Raw genomic sequence first — 20,038 nt, forward strand, 5'->3', positions numbered from 1 at the left:
ACATGACTGCAGAGGAGACGTACCATGGACCAATTCACCGGCGGTTGCCTGTGCGGCAACGTTCGCATCCAAGCCTCGGGGCGCCCGTACCGGGTTGGTCTTTGCCACTGCCTCGACTGCCGCAAGCATCACGGGGCGCTCTTCTACGCCTCCGCCGTGTTCCCCCAGGATGCCGTGACGATCGAGGGCGAAACCCGGGACTACGCCGGGCGCTTCTTCTGCCCGCGCTGCGGCTCGTCGGTGTTTGCCCGTAGCGGCGACGAGGTGGAAGTGAACCTGGGAACGCTGGATGCCCCGGATCAACTGATGCCCACCTACGAAAGCTGGACCGTGCGCCGTGAGTCCTGGTTGCCGGCGTTTCCGTTCACCAGGCACTACTCGCATGATCGTGAGGGTACGGGGCGCTCCGAGGAGTAGGCGCGGTAGCGGGTCTTAGCCAAAGCCCACAATCGCCTTGATCTCCAGGTACTCCTCAAACCCATGGAGACCATACTCACGGCCATTGCCGGAACGCTTGTAGCCACCGAACGGCGCCATCGGATTCCACGCCGGATAGTTCAACAGCACTTGCCCTGCGCGGATACGCGAGGCAACGTTGCGCGCCTGTTCAAGGTCCTGACCCTGAACGTGAGCGCCTAGCCCATAGACGGTGTCGTTGGCGATGGCGACCGCTTCATCCACCGTGTCATAGGGGATGATGCACAGCACCGGGCCGAAGATTTCTTCCTGGGCGATGCGCATGGCGCTGTCCACCTCGGAGAACACAGTGGGGCGCGTGTAGAAGCCTTTTGCAAAACCCTGCACGCGGCCTGGCCCACCACACAGCAGTTTTGCACCCTCGTTCAGGCCCACTTCGATCATGGCCTGCACGCGATTGAACTGGGCTTGATTGGCGATGGGACCGAGGATGGTTTCTTCCGATTGCGGATCACCGACGATGATCGCATTGGCGGTGGCGGCAGCCAGGGCTTCGACCTCCGCTAACCTGTTTCTTGGCACGATCATGCGGGTTGGTGCGCTGCATGACTGGCCGACATTGCGAAACGCCGACATCACCCCCGGTGGCACGGCTTTGTCGAAGTCAGCGTCTGGCAGTAGCACGTTGGGTGACTTGCCGCCCAACTCCTGGGTCACGCGTTTCACCGTCGGGGCGGCCGCCTGGGCCACCAACGCGCCTGCGCGGTTCGAGCCGGTGATGGAGATCATGTCGATATCGGGATGCGCCGCCATGGCCGCACCGACCTCGGCACCGCTGCCGTTCACCAGGTTGAAGACACCGGGAGGAAGGCCCGCGTCATGCACCAGTTGCGCGAAGAGCAGGGCGCTCAGGGGCGACAGTTCGCTGGGTTTGAGAACGACCGTGCAACCCGCCGCAATGGCCGGAGCGACTTTTGCGGTGATCTGATACAGCGGCCAGTTCCACGGCGTAATGAGACCGCAGACGCCGATGGGTTCGCGGGTAATGGCTGTGCCGCCTTCGACCTTCTGGAAACAATAGCTGGACAGTACATCGCGGGCCACGCGCACGTGCTCGGCCGCCAGTGGCACTTGCATCGCCCGGGCAAAACCGATGGCCGCGCCCATTTCCAGAGAGAGCGCCTGGGCCAGCGCCTCCTTTCGTTCAAGGATCAGTTCATGGATTCTGCCGATCACCAGCGCGCGCGAAGCTGGCGAAGTCGAGGACCAGCCGGGGAAGGCCGCCCGCGCCGCCGCGACCGCCCGATCAACATCCTCGCACGACCCTTGGGCGACTTGGGCAACAACCTCTTCGGTGGCCGGGTTGATCACCGGCAAGGTGGCCGCATGTGCCGGGGACGACCAGTCACCATTGATATAAAGCTGTTTGGTTGTGTGCGGATCAAGGGTGTAGCTGTTCGAAGATCGGGTTGTCATCCAACGGGCTCCCATAAAGCGTTTATGGCATGGCCTGCAGCAGGTCGCTATGCCGTGTCTGCTCAATAAACTAACAAAGCGGCCCTGATCAATTGTGCCGTTCTCGACCTTGGCAAAGGAGAATCTGCTGTATCTGGCGCGCTAACTTGGCAAAAACGTAGCGGCATCCGTTTCAGGGCGTAGCCCTTGGGTTCAGACAAGCTTGCCAGTGCTGGCGACGCTGGCCGATTCAGGCATTGGCTTTCGATCCCGCTCCACAGGGGCATCCACTTCCCTTAGGAATGGCTTGCGTCGCGCGCCAGCGCTTGGACTTCAATCAGGTAGCCATGATGCAGCGCCGGGACGGGCACCACGGCGCGTGCGGGGCGGTGCTCGCCCAGATAGCGGGCATAGATTCGGTCGAAGGCCGGCCAGTGTTCGATGCCGGCGACATAGACCGTCACCTTCACCAGATCCCTCGGTCCCCGGCCAGCGGCGTCGAGAGTCGCCAGCAGGTTTTCCAGGGCGATGGCGGCCTGGACCTCGAAGGGCTGGTCGACGCTGTGGCTGCCATCGGCGCGTACCGGCAATTGCCCGGACACATACAGGACGCCCTGGTACGACAGCGCCTGGGTGTAATGTCCACGCGGCGCTGCGGCGTGAATGGTATGGATAAACCCGATTTCACCAGCCATGCAGACGGCTCCAGTTGTGCACTTGGCCCGTGGCATCACAGGCGAGGTAATGAGGGAACTGTGCGCCAGTGGCACAAGCATGGTTGGGCAGGATGCGCAGGCGGCTGCCGATGGGAAACCGCGCGGTGATATCCACGTGCTCGGCGTTCGTCAGGGTGATGATGCCGTGCTCCTGATTGGCGCTGGTGAGCAGCGCGCCGTCGATCCAGTCGCCGGTTTCGCTACACACTTGTCCATAGCCGAAGTCCCGTGACTGGCGCTGCGTACCCCGGTCACGACTCATGGCCATCCAGCCGGCATCGGTGATGATCCAGCCTTTTTCCTGTTGATGACCGATGACGCTGGTCAGCACGCTCAGCGCCAGTTCGCCTGCCTGGCAGACGCCGACGTTGTGCATCACCAGGTCGAAGAATACATAGACGCCTGCGCGAACTTCGGTGACGCCTTCCAGGTTCTGTGCCGACAGCGCCGTGGGTGTGGAGCCGATGCTCACCTCAGGGCAGGCCAGCCCGGCCTCGCGAATGCGTTGGGCTGCACGGACGCAGAGGTTGCGTTCCTGTTCGGCCAAGGCTTGCAGCGCGTCGGGCGTATCGAGTTCGTAGCTGGAGCCGGCGTGGGTCATCACGCCGCAAAGCTGCATGCCGCCTTCATCAAGTAGCCGGGCGATGCCCACGAGTGAATCGTCCTCGACCCGTACGCCGGACCGATGGCCGTCGCAATCGATCTCGATCCAGACCTCGAACCGCTCATCGTGCTGCTGGCCGAAATCCACGATGGCCCGGGCCGCCGTCAGGCTGTCCGTGAGGATGCTCAAGCGACAGCCTTGGCGCTTGAGCATCAGGGCCTGGGCCAGTTTGCCGGGCGCCATGGCCACGGCGTAGAAAATGTCCTGGATGCCGGCTGCGAAACAATGTTGCGCCTCCTTCAAGGTAGACACGGTGACACCGTTGGCGCCCGCGGCGATCTGCGCCTGAATCACGGGCAGGCATTTACTGGTCTTGATGTGGGGCCGTAGACGCACACCCAAGGTGTCCATGCGTTGCTGCATGCGCTGGATGTTGCGCTGCATGCGCGGTACATCGATGAGCGCGACAGGGGTATCAAGGAGCGGAATTGAGGCGGTCATGAGCAGCACTCGATGGATAGGGACAGGGCGACTCTACTCAGTGATCGTGAAGTCGTGGTTCAATGCTGCGTCATCAATCATTAAGTTGAACTGAATGATTAGCATCGAAGACCTGCGCATGGCCGTGACGCTGGCGCGCTCCGAGTCGTTGAGCGCAGCGGCCAGGGCCCTCAATGTCTCGCCACCTGCGTTGTCCATGCGCTTACGCAAACTGGAGACACTGCTCGGCCTGACCCTGGCCAACCGCGATGCTCGGCGCTTGAGCCTCACCGCCGATGGCGAGCGCTTCTCCCGCCAGAGCGCGCTGTTGCTGGAGCAACTGGAGGCGCTTCCCGAATCGTTCAAACAGCCGGACGATCAACTGGCCGGCACCCTCAGGCTGGCGGCGCCGTTCGGCTATGGACGGCAACGCATCGCGCCGTTGCTGGCGCGTTTTGCCAGGTTGCACCCACAGTTGTGCCTGCACTTGGATCTACGGGAAACGCCCTGGCCTGATCGTCACGACAGTGATGCGGTGATTCACATCGGCAACCTCAGTGACAGCCAGTGGGTCGCCCGGCCCCTGAGCCACAATGCCCGCTGGTTGTGCGCCAGCCCCGCCTACCTGGAGCGGCACGGCACGCCGTCTTCACCGGAGCAACTGGCTGAGCACCGCTGTATTTGCATTCGCGAAAACGATGAGGACGTCACGCTGTGGCATCTGCGCAATGAGCAGGAGCGCAAGACCCTGCGCATCCAGCCAGCATTGCTGAGCAACGACGGCAGCGTGGCCCGACGCTGGGCCGAAGAGGGGCTGGGCCTGGTGCTGCGCTCGCAATGGGATGTCAGCAGAGCCATCGCCGAGGGCAACCTGGTCCGGGTGCTCGCTGATTGGCAATTCGACAGCGCATCGATCAACCTGCTGGTGCCGTCGCGCAAAGTTCGCAGCGCTCGGGTGCAGGCGTTGGTGAGTTTTCTTGAGGCTGAGTTGAAAGCCTGACGCCATCGCGAGCAGGCTCACTCCGGCAATGAATCTGTGGCAAACACAAAGGTGGCTGCCCCATCAAAACCCTGTGGGAGCGAGCCTGCTCGCGATAGCGGCGGCCCGTTCAACCTGGATGCTGGAACGGCCCGCTGCAGGCGTAGATTCTGCCGCAAAGCGGCCTTCACTGCGTCGCCAGACGCACCATAACTGTCCGCAAACCCACAGAAACACGGGTGCAACGCCCGTGTCTGGAGCATCCCGCAAAGTCTGCTGAGCGAGCCCTGCAAAACGGTGGTTTGTACCAAGCGGCCGGTATTTTTAACCGTTTATCCACGGTCTCATGGTGTTGTAATAAAAACGTGATGCAGCGTTGTACCGGTGCTTCACGAACGGCATCAATGTTTGCCTCGGCATTGCCTTCAACAACAAATCCAGGACCGCACTCATGAGCTTTCTTCGACCCAAGTACATCACCTTCGACTGCTACGGCACGTTGACCAACTTCCAAATGGGCACCATGACCCGCGAGCTGTTCGCCGATCGTGTCGATGCCGGGCAGATGGACCAGTTCGTCAAGGATTTCTCCGCTTATCGTCTGGATCAGGTGATGGGCGAGTGGCGGCCCTATGATGAAATCATCAAGACGTCCCTGATGCGGGTCTGCAAGCGCTGGGGTGTCGAATATCGGGGCGAAGGCCAGCTCTATTACGACGCCGTGCCCACGTGGGGCCCTCACGCCGATGTACCGGCGGGTCTGTCGAAAATCGCCGACAAGATTCCCCTGGTGATTTTTTCCAACGCGATGGACGAACAGATCATGTCCAACGTCGACAAGCTTGGCGCGCCTTTCCATAAAGTCTTTACCGCCCAGCAGGCCCAGGCCTACAAGCCGCGCCTGGCGGCCTTCGAATTCATGCTCGATAACCTCGGCTGCGGGCCGGAGGATGTGCTGCATGTCTCGTCCAGCTTTCGCTACGACCTGATGTCGGCCCACGACATGAAGATCAAGAACAAAGCCTTCGTCGCCCGCGGTCATGAGCAGCCGGCGAACGCTGTGTATGGCTACCACCAAATCCCGGACATCGGCGGTTTGGCCGGTCTGGTCGGGCTCTGAGTTGAGCGCACTCTTCAAGGTGAAAAGGGGTTAGACATGGGCAGTGAGTCTTATTGGCTCGATACCGCACCGGCCTTCACCGGTGCCCAGCTCGGCGGATTGCCCGGGCGGGTAGACGTGGCCATTGTCGGTGGTGGTTTCACCGGTCTGGCGGCGGCCCGGGCCCTGGCCTTGAAGGGGGCCAGCGTGGCGGTGCTGGAAGCAGGCAGGGTGATTGGCGAAGCGTCGGGGCGCAATGGCGGTCAGTGCAACACCGGCGTTGCCCAAGACTACGCGTCACTCACCGCCAGCCTCGGCGCCGATAAAGCGCGGGCTTATTACCTGGCCTATGAAAGCGCCGTACAGAGTGTGGTTTCGCTGGTGGAGCAGGAAGCGATTGCCTGCGATCTCACTCGCCATGGCAAGCTCAAACTGGCCGCCAAAGCGTTGCACTACGAAGGACTGGCGCGCACCTGTGAGTTGATCCGCAAGGAAGTCGATGCCGACGTCGAGTTGCTGTCTGCCCAAGCGGTGCGGGCGGAGGTCAATTCGGCCCAGTTCCACGGTGGCCTGCTGCAGCGCAACGGCGTGCAGATGCATGTCGGGCGCTTCGGTGTCGGCCTGGCCGAGGCGGCGGCCCGTCACGGGGCGTTGGTGTTCCAGGGCGTGTCGGTGAAGGACTGGAAGGCGAACACAGGCGGCTATCAGGTCAACACCAGCAAGGGCGCGCTGCAGGCCTCGCAGATCCTGCTGGCCACCGGCACCTGTCAGCAAGGCGGATTGGGCTGGTACCGGCGGCGAATCGTACCGGTGGGGAGCTTCGTCATTGCCACCGAAGTGTTGCCCCAGGCGCTGATCGACAGCTTGCTGCCGGCGCGTCGCTCCTACGTCACCAGCCGCATGATCGGTAACTACTTTCGCCTGACGCCGGACAACCGGCTGTTGTTTGGCGGTCGGGCGCGGTTTGCCATGTCTGACAGCGTTTCCGACGCCAAGAGCGGCAAGGTGCTGCAAGCGGCGATGGTGCAGATGTTCCCGCAGCTGGCCCACGTCAGGATCGACTATTGCTGGGGCGGGTTGGTGGACATGACGTCCGACCGTTTACCCCGGGCCGGCCAGCATGGGGGGGTGTATCACTCCATGGGCTACAGCGGCCACGGCGTGCAGATGTCGGTGCACATGGGGCAGGTCATGGCCCAGGTCATGGCCGGCGAGGTCGAGGCCAACCCTTGGCGCGAGCTGGATTGGCCGGCCATTCCCGGGCATTTCGGCAAACCCTGGTTCCTGCCGCTGGTAGGCGCGTATTACCGCCTGCAGGACTACCTGCACTGAGTTTCATGGCGTTGTTTGGCGTTTCAACCACGTTGCGTTAATCGTGCGCAATCGAGCCCTATCATTTTCCGAAAGGTAGAACTGACATGACTGACAACAAAAATGGCATTGAAGACCAGTTGATCACCGGTACAGAAAGTCTGCGTGTTTTCGAAGGGCTCAATCGCGGCATGTCTCGCCGCAATGCATTGCAGATGCTGGGGTTGGCAGGTGTGGCCGCAGCAGGTGCAGGCAGCCTCTTCGGCGCCGCCGGCAAGCTGTTCGCCGAAGAAGCGGCAAGCCCGGGCAAAGGCAAGCCGGGCGGGCGTATCCGCGTCGCCGGCATCTCCAGTTCCACCGCCGACACCCTGGACCCGGCCAAAGGCTCATCGTCCACCGACTACGTGCGTCATTACATGTTCTACAACGGCCTGACGCGCTTCGACAGTCACATGGTGCCGCAACTCGAACTGGCCGAGCGCATCGACACGACAGACGCCACGCTCTGGGTGATTACCCTGCGCAAGGAAGTGACTTTCCACAATGGCAAGGGGCTGACCGCCGCTGACGTGGTGTTTTCCCTGTTGCGACACAAGGATCCGATCACGGGATCCAAGGTCTTGCCGCTGGCGTCGCAGTTCGCCGAGGTCAAGGCCATCGGCAGCCATGAAGTACAGATACGCCTGAGCGGCCCGAATGCCGAGCTGCCATCGGTCCTGGCCATCTCCCATCTGTTGATCGTGCCTGAAGGCACCAGCGATTTCAGCCAGGGCATCGGTACCGGTCCGTTCAAGGTCAAGGAATTCAAGCCGGGAGTGCGTTCCATCGGTGCGCGCAATACCAATTACTGGAAACCCGGCCTGCCGTATCTGGACGAGATCGAGTTCATCGGCATTCCCGACGAGCCATCGCGGATCAACGCGCTGCTATCGGGCGATGTGCAGATTGTCAACGAGGTCAACCCGCGTTCCACCACTCGTATCAAGAACAGTGCTGGCCATCGGGTCGTGGACTCGCCGTCGGGTAACTACACTGACTTGATCATTCGTCAGGACCAGATGCCGGGCCAGAGCCCGGAGTTCACTCAGGCGATGAAGTTGCTGTTGGACCGTGAACAGATCAAGTCGGCAATCTTCCGTGGCTACGCCAGGGTCGGCAACGATCATCCGATCGCCCCCGGCGCACGGTTCTTCAATGCTGACCTGCCACAGCGGACCTATGACCCGGAAAAAGCGCGTTTCCTGCTGAAGAAGGCGGGCATGGAAAGTATCACCATGCCGGTGATGTGCTCGCCGGCTGCCACCGGCTCGGTGGACGTTGCCGTGTTGCTGCAGCAATCGGCCAAGGAGGCCGGGCTCAAGCTCAATGTCAACCGCCTGCCGAGCGATGGCTACTGGTCCAACCACTGGGCCAAGCACCCGATCAGCTTCGGCAATATCAACCCGCGGCCCAACGCCGACATGCTGTTCTCGCAGTTCTTCCAGTCCACGGCGCCGTGGAATGAGTCCGCCTGGAAGAACCCGCAGTTCGATCAGCTATTGGTCCAGGCCCGCGGCGAAACTGATGAGGTCAAGCGCGGCAAGATGTACGCCGACATGCAGACCCTGGTGCATGACCACTGCGGCATCGGCATCCCGGTGTTTATCAGCAACATCGACGGTGTCGATCAGCGCGTCAAAGGCTATGGCACCAACCCGCTGGGCGGTTTCATGGGCTACATGTTCTCCGAGCAAGTCTGGCTGGACGCCTGATGAACGCCGGGTATTGGCTGGGTGACAGGGCAGGAGGGCAGGCGGATGAATAGCAGCACACTTTGGTTGATCGGCCGGCGCATGGGCGCCGCGATCGTGACGTTGTTGATCGTCTCGATGGTGGTGTTCGCCATCACGGCGGTGTTGCCGGGAGACGCGGCGCAACAGGCCCTGGGACAGTTCGCCACGCCGGAGCAGGTGGCGGCCCTGAGGGTGAAAATGGGCCTCGATCAGCCGGGTGTGTTGCGTTACCTGCATTGGCTGACGAGCCTGCTCAGCGGCGACATGGGCGTGTCGGTGTCCAACGCCGTGCCGGTCACGGAACTGATGGCCGGACGGGTGCCCAACACCCTGATGCTCGCGGCCGCCACAGCGCTGGTATCGGTGCCAGTGGCACTGACCCTGGGCATAGGTTCGGCGATGGGGCGTGGTGGTCGCGTCGACAGCTTCATCAGCTTTTTTACCTTGATGATGGTGGCGGTACCGGAGTTTCTGGTCGCCACCCTGGCAGTGTTGATTTTCGCGGTGAACCTGGGTTGGCTCTCGGCGTTGTCCTATTCCAGCGAGATCACCTCACCGTGGCAATTCATGCGCACCTACGCCTTGCCGGTCATGACCCTGTGTTGCGTGATCATCGCGCAAATGGCGCGCATGACCCGGGCGGCGGTGATCGATCAACTCGACAGCCCCTACGTGGAGATGGCCCGTCTCAAAGGTGTGAGCCCGGTGCGGGTGGTACTGCGTCATGCGTTGCCCAACGCCATCGGGCCTATCGCCAATGCCATCGCCTTGAGTCTGTCCTACCTGCTGGGCGGGGTGGTGATCGTCGAGACAATTTTCAACTATCCCGGCATTGCCAGCCTGATGGTCGATGCCGTGACCAACCGTGATATGGCGTTGGTCCAGGCCTGCACCATGTTGTTTTGTACCGCGTACCTGACATTGGTGTTGATTGCTGATCTGTGCGCGATCCTTTCCAACCCGAGGCTGAGAAATCAATGAACAATCTCATTGGAAAATCCCCGACCGCGGCGGTCGCTCTGGCGTTGGGCAAAGACGCTCACGCCACGTCCTGGCTGGGACTGGTGGGCGCCGCGATGTGTGTCTTCTGGTTGCTGGTGGCGATCTTCGGTCCGTGGCTGGCACCGCACCCGGTGGGGGAAGTGGTCTCTGACAATGTTTTCGACAGCCTCAGTGTCGCTTATCCGTTAGGCACCGATTACCTGGGCCGCGACATGCTCAGTCGGGTGCTGGTCGGCGCACAGTTCACCGTGGGCCTGGCGCTGGTGGCTGCGGTCCTGGCCAGTGGGCTGGGGACCAGTTGCGCACTGCTGTCGGTGGTATCACCCAAGTGGCTGGATGAGCTGATCAGTCGCCTGATGGACGCCTTTATTTCGATCCCGAGCAAGATGCTGGCGTTGATCATGGTCTCGGCATTTGGCTCGTCGGTGACTTTGCTGGTGTGTACGGCGGTGCTGAGCTACTCGCCGGGCGCGTTCCGTATTGCCCGCAGCATGGCGGTGAACATCGAGGCGCTGGAGTACGTGCAAGTGGCCCGCACCCGTGGCGAACGTCGACTGTACATCGCTTGCGTGGAGATCCTGCCCAACATGCTCAACCCGGTGCTGGCTGACTTGGGCTTGCGTTTCGGCTTCATCGTGCTGCTGCTCAGCGGCATGAGCTTCCTCGGCCTGGGTGTGCAACCACCGGATGCTGACCTGGGCTCGCTGGTGCGCGAAAACATTGGCGGGCTCAATCAGGGAGCGCCGGCCATCGTGATTCCGGCCCTGGCCATCGGCACCCTGACCATTGGCGTCAATCTGTTTATCGACCGCCTGTCTTCGCGACGTAGTCGACGTACGGGGGGGCATTGAAATGAGCGAATTGATCCGAGTCGAAAACCTGCGGGTAGTCGCTTGCGGCGAGCGCAGTGAGGTGGAGATCGTCAAGAGCGTGAGTTTCTCCCTGGAGAAAGGTGAGGTGCTGGCGCTGATCGGCGAGTCCGGTTCCGGCAAGACCACCATAGCCCTGGCGTTGCTCGGCTATGCCCGGCGCGGCTGTCGCCTGGCCGGTGGCGTGGTGCAGATTGGCGAACATGACATGCTGGCGTTGAGCGAAGGCGAGCTGCAAAGTCTGCGCGGCAATCGTGTGTCCTATATCGCCCAAAGCGCCGCCGCGGCGTTCAACCCGGCGAAAAAACTCATCGACCAGGTGGTGGAAGGGGCGTTGATTCATGGCCTGGGCAGCCGGCCCGTACTGGAAGCCAAGGCCATCGAACTGTTCCGCGACCTGGCGCTGCCCGATCCCGAGCGCATCGGCCAACGCTATCCCCATCAGGTGTCCGGTGGGCAACTGCAACGGGTGATGGCGGCCATGGCGCTGATCAGCGATCCGCTGCTGGTGGTGCTCGATGAACCGACTACAGCCCTGGACGTGACCACCCAGATCGACGTGTTGCGCGCTTTCAAGCGCGTTGTGCGCGAGCGGGGCGCGACGGCGGTCTATGTGTCTCACGACCTGGCGGTCGTCGCGCAGATGGCCGATCAGATCGTGGTGCTCAACGGCGGGCAGATCTTCGAGCAGAGCGCCACCGCGCCACTGCTCAAAGGCCCGGCGCACGCCTACACCCGCAGCCTGCTGGCGGCGGCGCGGCCGGATACGACGATCCGTCCGCCCTGCGGCGTGGCTGGCGATGCGCCGCTGCTGACTATCCAGGGCTTGACCGCTGGCTACGGCAACAAGAATCAACAGGGCATGCCGTCGATCCGGGTGCTGGAAGACATCGACCTGACCGTGCGCCGGGGCCAGGCCATCGGTGTGATCGGCGAATCGGGCTCGGGCAAATCAACCCTGGCCCGGGTGGTGGCGGGGCTGTTGACCCCGGCCCTCGGCGGGTTGACGTTTGACGGTCAACCCTTGGGCGGCAGCCTGTCCGAGCGCACTGACGAGCAATTCCGGCGCATCCAGATGGTCTTCCAGAACGCCGACACCGCGCTCAACCCGATGCACAGCGTCAGCAACATTCTGAGCCGGCCACTGAAGATGTATTTCGGCCTCAAGGGCGCGGCGCTACGTGAACGTATCGGCGAGTTGCTGGACCTGGTGCGTTTGCCTCGGGACCTGGCCGAACGCCGCCCGAGCGAACTCTCAGGCGGGCAAAAACAGCGGGTCAATCTGGCTCGGGCGCTGGCGGCCAAGCCGGATCTGATCCTGTGCGATGAAGTGACCTCGGCACTCGATACGGTGGTCGGCGCGGCCATCCTCGAGCTGCTGCGCGACCTGCGCCAGCAATTGGGGGTTTCGTACCTGTTCATCAGTCACGACATCTCCACGGTGCGGGCGCTGTGCGACGACATTGTGGTGATGTACAGCGGCCACAAGGTTCAAGAGGGCACCCGGCAATCGTTCGCCCAGCCACCCTTTCATCCTTACACCGACCTGCTGATCCATTCGGTGCCGGAATTGCGCCAGGGCTGGCTGGAAAACTGTGGCACCACCACCTGCGGCACGCTGCCCGCTTTGGGAGCAAAGGCCACTGAGCCGGCGCTCTGCACGTTCCTCAATCGCTGCCCGGTGCGGGTCGATGGCCTGTGCAACCACACCGCGCCACCCCGGCGAATCATCGACGGCGGCAGTGAAGTCCTCTGCCATCACGACAGCGCCGAGCTGCTCAAGAGCCAACAGGATGCCAACAGCATGATCATGGGAGCCTACGCATGAACGCTCGTTTCGTGAGGTTGGCCGAGCAGGGCCGGCCCATCGTCCATTTGAAAGTCGATGGCGAACCCATCGAAGCCTTGCAGGGGGACACACTGATGGTCGCATTGCTGACTCGGGGCCCGGCGTTGCGCCAGTCGGAGTTCGATCCTGGCAGCCGGGCCGGTTTCTGCCTGATGGGCGCCTGCCAGGATTGCTGGGTCTGGACCCGCAGCGGCGAACGGCTGCGTGCCTGTTCCAATGAAGTGCGCGAAGGGCTGGACATCATCACCAAGCAACCGGAGGCGATATGGCCACTGCGCGGCTGAGCAATCATCGAGTCGTCATTGTCGGCGCCGGGCCTGCCGGCATCCGTTGCGCCCAAATCCTGGTCGCGGCGGGCTTCAAGCCGGTCCTGATCGACGAAAACCGTCGTGACGGCGGACAGATCTACCGGCGCCAGCCTGAAGGCTTCACTCGTAACTACGCCACGCTTTACGGCACCGAGGCGGACAAAGCCCGGGACTTGCACGAAAGCTTCGACCGTTTGCGCCCACAGATTGACTATCGTCCGGACACGCTGGTGTGGAACCTTACGCCCGGGCAACTGTGCTGCGTCAGCCAGGGCCTGCATTCGACCGTGGATTACGATGCATTGATTCTTTGCACCGGCGCCACTGACCGCTTGATGCCGATCGAGGGCTGGCAGTTGGGCGGTACCTACAGCCTCGGTGGGGCGCAGATAGCCTTGAAGGCCCAGGCGGTGTCCATCGGCCACCGCGTGGTGTTCATGGGCAGCGGGCCGCTGCTGTATCTGGTTGCCAGCCAATACCTCAAGGCCGGTGCCAACGTGGCGGCGGTGCTGGACACCGCGCCGCTGGGCCTGCGCATCAAAGCCTTGCCCAAACTCATGGCGCGCCCCGGATTGCTGTTTACCGGCATGAAGCTGTTGGCTCAATTGTATCGGGCGAAAATCCCGGTGCACCTGGGTGTCTCTCCGTTGCAAGTGTTGGGTGAGGCGACTTCCGGCGTCAGTGGCGTGCGGGTACGCACGGCGGCCGGTGAAACCTTGACCGTGGATTGCGACGCGGTGGCGCTGGGTTATCACCTGCGCCCGGAAACCCAGCTGGCCGACCTGGCCGGTTGTGCTCTGCGTTTTGACGAGGCTTCAGGCCAATGGTGGCTGGACACGGACGAAGACGGCCGGACCTCGGTCAGCGGTGTTTATGCCGCCGGAGATGGGTCGAAGATCCGTGGTGCTGATGCCGCCGAGCATGCCGGGCGCCTGGTCGCCCTGGCGTTGTTGAGCGATTTGCAGCAACCGGTGGACGTCGCGCAGGTCGCCGCGCAGCGTCAGGCGCTCAACGTCATGGATCAATTTCGTCTCGGTCTGGCCCAGGCGTTTCCCTGGCCCGCCGCGCAAGCCAAAGCCTTGCCGGATGAGGCCATTGTCTGCCGCTGCGAGATGATCAGCGCCGGCGAATTGCGCCGTACCGTCAGTGAAAAGGGCGCCTGTGAAGTCAACCGGGCCAAGGCCTTCAGTCGGGTGGGCATGGGCCGCTGCCAAGGGCGTTATTGCTCTCAGGCCGGGGCCGAGGTCATTGCCGCAGCCGCCGGTGTCCACGTTCAGGAAGTGGGCCGGCAACGCGGACAGGCGCCGGTCAAACCGCTTTCGATGCTCACTCGGGAGGTGACGCCATGACGGTCAATAAAGCTGATGTGGTCATCGTCGGCGGTGGTTTGATGGGCTCGGCGGCGGCATTTTTCCTGCGTCAGCGGGGCCAGTCGGTGATCCTGCTGGAGCGTGACCAGATCGGTCAGTACGCCAGTGGCGTGAACTTCGGCAACGTGCGGCGCCAGGGGCGTTTTCTCGGCCAGCTGGAGCTGGCGAATCGTTCCTGGGCGCTATGGAAGCGCCTGCCGGAACTGATCGACGACGATCTGGAGTTCATCGCCAGCGGGCATATGCGCGTGTGTTATCGCGAAGAGGAGATCGCCGAACTGCAAGCCTATGCCGACGCCCCTGAGGCAGAGCAGTTGGACTTGAAGATCTTTCGTGGCGCTGAGCTGCACGAGCGTTTTGCGTTCCTCGGGCCAGACGTCAAGGGCGGCTCCTATGCGCCGCACGACGGTCACGCCAACCCGCGTCTGGCGGCCCCGGCGTTTGCCAGGGCGGCGCGGCGACTCGGCGCACGCATCGAGGAGCGGACCGAAGTGGCTGAAGTGCAGAAGGCCAATGGTGATTTCAGTGTCACAACCACCGATGGCCGTCAGTTCAGCGCCGCTCAACTGCTGATTACGGCGGGTGCCTGGGGGCAGAAACTCTCGGCGCAGTTTGGTGAGCCGGTGCCGCTGGACACTAACGGCCCACAGATGGCCGTCACCGAACCGGTGCCTTATGCCTTGCCGACGGTGATCGGCGTGTACACCAAAATTCCTGAGGAAGTGATCTATTTCCGGCAGATCCCCAGGGGCAACATCGTCATCGGTGGCGGCTATCGCAGCAAGCCGGACATGCTCAACCGCCGGGCCTATGTCGAGCCGCGCAGCATTCTCAACCAGCTTGACCAGATGCGTCGCTTGCTCCCAGGCGTCGGCAACCTGAACATCATTCGCGTGTGGAGCGGCATCGAAGGTTATCTGCCCGATTCCCTGCCGGTGATGGGCCCCAGCGGCAACGTGGACGGCTTGTATTATGCGTTCGGTTTCTGCGGCCACGGCTTTCAGCTCGGGCCAGGGGTTGGCGACGTCATGGCCGAGCTGATCAGCACCGGCAGTACCAGCACCTCGATCGAACCGTTCTCCATTCGCCGATTCGCCCCCACTGCCGAGCAACGGAGCAAAGCCTCATGAAACCTCGCGTGCTAGCTATTTTCGAACGCCTGCTGGCGTTTGAAACGGTCTCTTCAGAGTCGAACATGGCCCTGATCGAGTACGTGCGCGAGCTGCTGCTGAGCAAGGGCATCGAGTCGCTGATCGTCAAGGATGAAAGCGGCAAGAAGGCCAACCTCTTCGCCAGCATCGGCCCACGGGAGTTGCCGGGGATTCTGCTGTCCGGACATACCGACGTGGTGCCAGCGGCGGGGCAGGCCTGGACCGTTCCGGCGTTCCAGGCGACGGTGCGGGACGGGCGGGTGTACGGTCGTGGCAGTTGCGACATGAAAGGGTTCATCGCCTTGGCCATCGATGCCATGCTCGATGCCGCCGACCATCCCCTGAACCGACCGCTGCAACTGGCGCTCTCCCATGACGAGGAAATCGGTTGCGTGGGTGTACGCCGCTTGCTTGACGTGCTGCACCTGGCACCGGTGCGGCCGTTTTTGTGCGTGATCGGCGAGCCGACCAACATGCAGTTCGTGCTCGGGCACAAGGGCAAAGGCTCTTATCGCACTTACTGCCGTGGCCTGGAGGCGCACTCGTCCCTGGCGCCGCGTTCGGTCAATGCGATTCATGTGGCCTGCGATTTCATCGCCGCGTTGCGCCAGAGCCAGCAGCAGCTGCAAGAGCAGGGCGCCCGGGACGCCGATTACGACGTGCCCTACAGCACCGTGCACGTCGGGCAGATTGTCGGTGGCAAGGCGCTGAACATCGTGCCAAACCTGTGCACCCTGGATTTCGAAGTGCGCAACCTGCCGGCCGACGATCTGGATCAGTTCCTCGAGCAACTGCGCGAGCACGCCGAAGTGATCGTGCGCGAGGCCAGGAAACTCTCCAGCGTGGCGGACATCGAGATCGAAACCCTGAACGTCTATCCGGGGCTGGATACTCATCCGAGCGTTGAGGCGGTGCGCTTTCTGAAGAACTTCGCCGCAGCGGACACCGGCACCGCCAAGGTTTCCTTCGGCACCGAGGGAGGGCTGTTCAAGCAGCGCCTGGATGTGCCGGTGGTGGTCTGCGGCCCGGGCTCCATCGAGCAGGCGCACAAGCCCGACGAGTTCATTGAAATCAGCCAGATGGAAGCGGGGGAGCGGTTTCTGGAAGGGTTGCTGGGCTCCTTGAAAATCTAAGCCATACACAGAACAAAATGTGGGAGTACTCGTGTGGGAGCACAGCTTGCTCGCGATGAACGATGACATGGTCTTGATCAGTGTCTGATCCACCGCAATCGCGAGCAAGCTTTGCTCCCACAGGTTTCGGTGTTTAGCCTGGGGCTTCGGTAGAGCCTGCCGTCCCACCTCGAAACTTCAGCATCCAACACTGCCCAAAACCCGCTTTCAGCATCCTCATCCGCGGCATCTCCCTAGACTGGAAATACCTCGGAACAGGACGCGATCATGCTCAAGAATCAATTGAAAGACCCCAGCCTTTTAGCAGAATTCGCCTACGTCGACGGGCAGTGGATCGGTGCCGATGACGCCGCCACGCTCGACGTCATCAACCCGGCCACGGGCAAAGTGCTCGCTCGGGTGCCGGCCATGCAGGGGGTGGAAACCCGGCGTGCCATCGACGCCGCCGAGCGTGCCTGGCCGGCCTGGCGTGCGCGCCCGGCGGCGGAACGCGCGGTGCTGCTGGAGCGTTGGTATCAGGCCATGATCGACAACCTGGACGATCTGGCGCTGATCATGACGTTTGAACAGGGCAAGCCGCTGAACGAAGCCAAAGGCGAAATTCGCTACGGCGCCGGCTTCGCCAAATGGTTTGCCGAAGAGGCTCGCCGGGTTTATGGCGAAACCATCCCGGCCCCCAGCGGCGACCGTCGTCTGCTCACCCTCAAGCAGCCAGTGGGTGTCTGCGCGGCGATCACTCCGTGGAATTTCCCCAACGCGATGATCACCCGCAAATGCGCGCCAGCCTTGGCGGCGGGGTGCCCGGTGATCGTCAAACCGTCGGACCTGACACCTTTGTCGGCCCTGGCCCTGGCGGTGCTGGCCGAGCGGGTCGGGATTCCGGCGGGAGTGTTCAACGTGGTGACCGGCATGCCGGCGGGCATCGGCGAAGAACTGACCGGCAACCCGACGGTGCGCAAGATTTCCTTCACCGGGTCCACGGCGGTCGGTCGCCTGCTGATGCGCCAGAGCGCCGAACACATCAAGCGCCTGAGCCTGGAGCTGGGCGGCAACGCGCCGTTCATTGTGTTTGACGACGCGGACCTGGAGCAGGCCGTGGCCGGGATCATGCTCAGCAAGTTTCGCAACGCTGGCCAGACCTGCGTCTGCGCCAACCGCATCCTGGTGCAGGACGGTATTTACCAGCGCTTCGCCGAGCGCCTGGTGCAAGAAGTGGGCAAGCTCAAGGTCGGCAATGGCCTGGAGGCCGACGTGATGATCGGTCCGCTGATCAACATGGCGGCGGTGAGCAAAGTCGCTCGGCATATCGATGATGCGTTGAGTCAGGGCGCGCGTCTGCTCTGTGGCGGCATTCCCGAGGGTGACAGCCAGTTCGTCCAGCCCACGGTGCTTGGCGAGGCCCACGCTGGCATGTTGCTGGCCAGTGAGGAAACGTTTGGCCCGGTTGCGCCGCTGATGCGTTTTTCCACCGAGGAAGAGGCGCTGGCGCTGGCTAACGCCACACCGTATGGCTTGGGGGCTTATTTCTTTACCCAGGATCTGCGCCGCTCATGGCGGTTCGGCGAGGGACTGGAGTTCGGCATGATCGGTCTTAACACAGGACTCATTTCCATGGAAGTCGCGCCCTTCGGTGGTGTCAAACAGTCGGGCCTGGGCCGTGAAGGCAGCAAATACGGCCTGGATGAATACCTTGAAATCAAGGCCTTCCACATCGGTGGGCTGTGATGCGTCCATTGTTTGAACACCTACCAGGGAGCCACGAATGATGAGCAAACCATTTCGAATCGCTGCCATCGCCGGCGATGGTATCGGCAAGGAAGTCCTGCCTGAAGGGCTTCGGGTACTGGAGCAGGCCGCGAAAAAATGGCAGTTGTCGTTGAGCATCGAAGTGCTCGATTGGGCCCACTGCGACTACTACCTGGAACATGGGCAGATGATGCCCGCTGACTGGTTCGAGCAACTCAAGGGCTTCGATGCGATCTACTTCGGCGCCGTGGGCTGGCCGGACAAAGTGCCGGATCACATTTCCCTGTGGGGCTCGCTGCTCAAGTTCCGCCGCGACTTCGACCAGTACGTGAACATTCGCCCGGTGCGACTGTTCCCGGGCGTGCCGTGCCCCTTGGCCGGGCGAGAAGCGGGGGATATCGATTTCGTGGTGATCCGTGAGAACACCGAAGGCGAATACTCCTCCGTGGGCGGCAAGATGTTTGAAGGCACCGAGCATGAGTTCGTGCTCCAGGAGTCGGTGTTCACCCGGCGCGGCGTCGATCGGATTCTCAAGTTCGCCTTCGATCTGGCCCAGACCCGACCGCGCAAGCGCTTGACCGCGGCGACCAAGTCCAACGGGATCTCCATCAGCATGCCGTATTGGGACGAGCGCACGGCGTTGATGGCCGAGCAGTACCCGGATGTGCAATGGGACAAACAGCACATCGATATCCTGTGTGCGCGTTTCGTTCTGCAGCCGGACCGTTTTGATGTGGTGGTGGCGTCAAACCTGTTCGGCGACATCCTCTCCGACCTCGGCCCGGCCTGCGCCGGCACAATCGGCATCGCGCCGTCGGCCAACCTCGATCCGCAGCGGCGCTTCCCGTCGTTGTTCGAACCGGTGCATGGCTCGGCGCCGGATATTTATGGACAGAACATCGCCAACCCGATTGCGATGATCTGGTCAGGGGCGTTGATGCTCGATTTCCTGGGCAATGGTGATGAACGTTATCGCGCCGCCCATGACGGGATTCTCAAGGCCATTGAACAAGTGATTGCCCAAGGGCCGATCACCCCCGACCTGGGCGGACAGGGCTCGACCCAGGATGTCGGCAGGGCCATCGTTGCGGCGCTTTGACGCTTTACTAACCTGTGACACCTTTTTGCCCGCTCACACTGCGGGCTTTTTTTTGGAGTTCGATCGCAAAACTCAAAATCCCCTGTGGGAGCGAGCTTACTCGCGATAGCGGAGGGTTCAGTCACCGGGGATTTCGAATGTGCCGCCATCGCGAGCAGGCTCGCTCCCACAGTTTTTTCGGGGGGGGCTGTAAGATTCACATCCACCGCAGATCCCCTGTGGGAGCGAGCTTGCTCGCGATAGCGGAGTGTCAGCCAGCGGGGATTTTGACTGTGGCGTCGCCATCGCGAGCAGGCTCGCTCCCACAGTTTTTTTGGGGTGACCGCAAGATTCACATCCACCGCAGATCCCCTGTTGGAGCGGGCTTGCTCGCGATAGCGGGGTGTCAGTCAGCGGGGATTTTGACTGTGGCGTCGCCATCGCGAGCAGGCTCGCTCCCACAGTTTTTGGGGTGGCTGCAAGATTCACATCCACCGCAGATCCCCTGTGGGAGCGGGCTTGCTCGCGATAGCGGGGTGTCAGCCACCGGGGTTTTTGACCGTGCCGTCGCCATCGCGAGCAGGCTCGCTCCCACAGTTTTTGGGGTGGCTGCAAGATTCACATCCACCGCAGATCCCCTGTGGGAGCGAGCTTGCTCGCGATAGCGGAGTGTCAGTCAGCGGGGATTTTGACCGTGCC

Annotated in this window: 17 protein-coding genes; 14 read left to right on the forward strand and 3 right to left on the reverse strand. The window is 62.3% G+C overall.

Annotation, left to right across the window (positions count from 1 at the left end):
* Positions 1 to 24 precede the first annotated feature (24 nt).
* A complete protein-coding gene (locus PSH91_RS10540) occupies positions 25 to 417 on the forward strand; it encodes a GFA family protein (protein WP_173407100.1) in 393 nt (130 codons plus the stop codon).
* A 15-nt stretch (positions 418 to 432) separates the two neighbouring features.
* Here the strand turns inward: PSH91_RS10540 and PSH91_RS10545 are convergent, their stop codons facing one another.
* From PSH91_RS10545 to PSH91_RS10555, 3 genes are all read right to left on the reverse strand, one after another.
* Positions 433 to 1,893, reverse strand: a complete 1,461-nt coding sequence (locus tag PSH91_RS10545) for an aldehyde dehydrogenase family protein (RefSeq protein ID WP_305468125.1) — start codon at positions 1,891 to 1,893, stop codon at positions 433 to 435.
* Positions 1,894 to 2,168: 275 nt separating this feature from the next.
* The gene (locus PSH91_RS10550; protein WP_305468126.1) at positions 2,169 to 2,567 is read right to left on the reverse strand and encodes a RidA family protein; all 399 of its coding nucleotides are present in this window, start codon (positions 2,565 to 2,567) and stop codon (positions 2,169 to 2,171) included.
* The gene (locus PSH91_RS10555; protein ID WP_305468128.1) at positions 2,557 to 3,693 is read right to left on the reverse strand and encodes a DSD1 family PLP-dependent enzyme; all 1,137 of its coding nucleotides are present in this window, start codon (positions 3,691 to 3,693) and stop codon (positions 2,557 to 2,559) included. The genes PSH91_RS10550 and PSH91_RS10555 overlap by 11 nt, the downstream gene beginning before the upstream one ends.
* A 94-nt stretch (positions 3,694 to 3,787) precedes the next feature.
* Between PSH91_RS10555 and PSH91_RS10560 the strand changes: the two genes are divergently transcribed.
* From PSH91_RS10560 to PSH91_RS10620, 13 genes are all read left to right on the forward strand, one after another.
* Positions 3,788 to 4,672, forward strand: a complete 885-nt coding sequence (locus PSH91_RS10560) for a LysR family transcriptional regulator (protein ID WP_305468129.1) — start codon at positions 3,788 to 3,790, stop codon at positions 4,670 to 4,672.
* A gap of 430 nt (positions 4,673 to 5,102) precedes the next feature.
* Positions 5,103 to 5,771, forward strand: coding sequence for a haloacid dehalogenase type II (locus tag PSH91_RS10565; protein ID WP_076385419.1), 669 nt, complete (start codon positions 5,103 to 5,105; stop codon positions 5,769 to 5,771).
* 36 nt (positions 5,772 to 5,807) lie between these two features.
* Positions 5,808 to 7,082 carry an FAD-binding oxidoreductase gene (locus PSH91_RS10570; RefSeq protein ID WP_076385417.1) on the forward strand — a complete coding sequence of 425 codons (1,275 nt, stop codon included), beginning with the start codon at positions 5,808 to 5,810 and terminating at the stop codon, positions 7,080 to 7,082.
* A gap of 86 nt (positions 7,083 to 7,168) precedes the next feature.
* Complete coding sequence (locus PSH91_RS10575) at positions 7,169 to 8,812, forward strand: ABC transporter substrate-binding protein (RefSeq protein WP_107322316.1); 1,644 nt, start codon at positions 7,169 to 7,171, stop codon at positions 8,810 to 8,812.
* 45 nt (positions 8,813 to 8,857) lie between these two features.
* Positions 8,858 to 9,814, forward strand: a complete 957-nt coding sequence (locus PSH91_RS10580; protein ID WP_076385414.1) for an ABC transporter permease — start codon at positions 8,858 to 8,860, stop codon at positions 9,812 to 9,814.
* Positions 9,811 to 10,686 (forward strand): ABC transporter permease, encoded by an 876-nt coding sequence (locus PSH91_RS10585; protein WP_076385412.1) that lies wholly within the window; start codon positions 9,811 to 9,813, stop codon positions 10,684 to 10,686. Before PSH91_RS10580 ends, PSH91_RS10585 begins: the two co-directional genes overlap by 4 nt.
* 1 nt (position 10,687) lies before the next feature.
* Positions 10,688 to 12,532 (forward strand): ABC transporter ATP-binding protein, encoded by a 1,845-nt coding sequence (locus tag PSH91_RS10590; protein ID WP_305468131.1) that lies wholly within the window; start codon positions 10,688 to 10,690, stop codon positions 12,530 to 12,532.
* Entirely contained in the window at positions 12,529 to 12,837 is a 309-nt protein-coding gene (locus PSH91_RS10595) for a (2Fe-2S)-binding protein (RefSeq protein WP_076385408.1), read from the forward strand. The genes PSH91_RS10590 and PSH91_RS10595 overlap by 4 nt, the downstream gene beginning before the upstream one ends.
* Positions 12,819 to 14,210: an NAD(P)/FAD-dependent oxidoreductase gene (locus tag PSH91_RS10600; protein ID WP_305468133.1), complete on the forward strand. Its 1,392-nt coding sequence runs from the start codon at positions 12,819 to 12,821 to the stop codon at positions 14,208 to 14,210. The genes PSH91_RS10595 and PSH91_RS10600 overlap by 19 nt, the downstream gene beginning before the upstream one ends.
* On the forward strand, positions 14,207 to 15,361 hold the full coding sequence (locus tag PSH91_RS10605) for an FAD-binding oxidoreductase (RefSeq protein ID WP_076385404.1): 1,155 nt from the start codon (positions 14,207 to 14,209) through the stop codon (positions 15,359 to 15,361). Before PSH91_RS10600 ends, PSH91_RS10605 begins: the two co-directional genes overlap by 4 nt.
* A complete protein-coding gene (argE, locus tag PSH91_RS10610; RefSeq protein ID WP_107322318.1) occupies positions 15,358 to 16,515 on the forward strand; it encodes an acetylornithine deacetylase in 1,158 nt (385 codons plus the stop codon). Before PSH91_RS10605 ends, argE begins: the two co-directional genes overlap by 4 nt.
* Before the next feature lie 267 nt (positions 16,516 to 16,782).
* Positions 16,783 to 18,240 carry an NAD-dependent succinate-semialdehyde dehydrogenase gene (locus PSH91_RS10615; protein ID WP_076385400.1) on the forward strand — a complete coding sequence of 486 codons (1,458 nt, stop codon included), beginning with the start codon at positions 16,783 to 16,785 and terminating at the stop codon, positions 18,238 to 18,240.
* Positions 18,241 to 18,280: 40 nt separating this feature from the next.
* Positions 18,281 to 19,360, forward strand: a complete 1,080-nt coding sequence (locus tag PSH91_RS10620; RefSeq protein WP_076385398.1) for a tartrate dehydrogenase — start codon at positions 18,281 to 18,283, stop codon at positions 19,358 to 19,360.
* The last annotated feature ends 678 nt before the right edge of the window (positions 19,361 to 20,038 follow it).

This window comes from Pseudomonas sp. FP1154 (genome assembly GCF_030687245.1).
Classification (GTDB): domain Bacteria; phylum Pseudomonadota; class Gammaproteobacteria; order Pseudomonadales; family Pseudomonadaceae; genus Aquipseudomonas; species Aquipseudomonas rhizophila.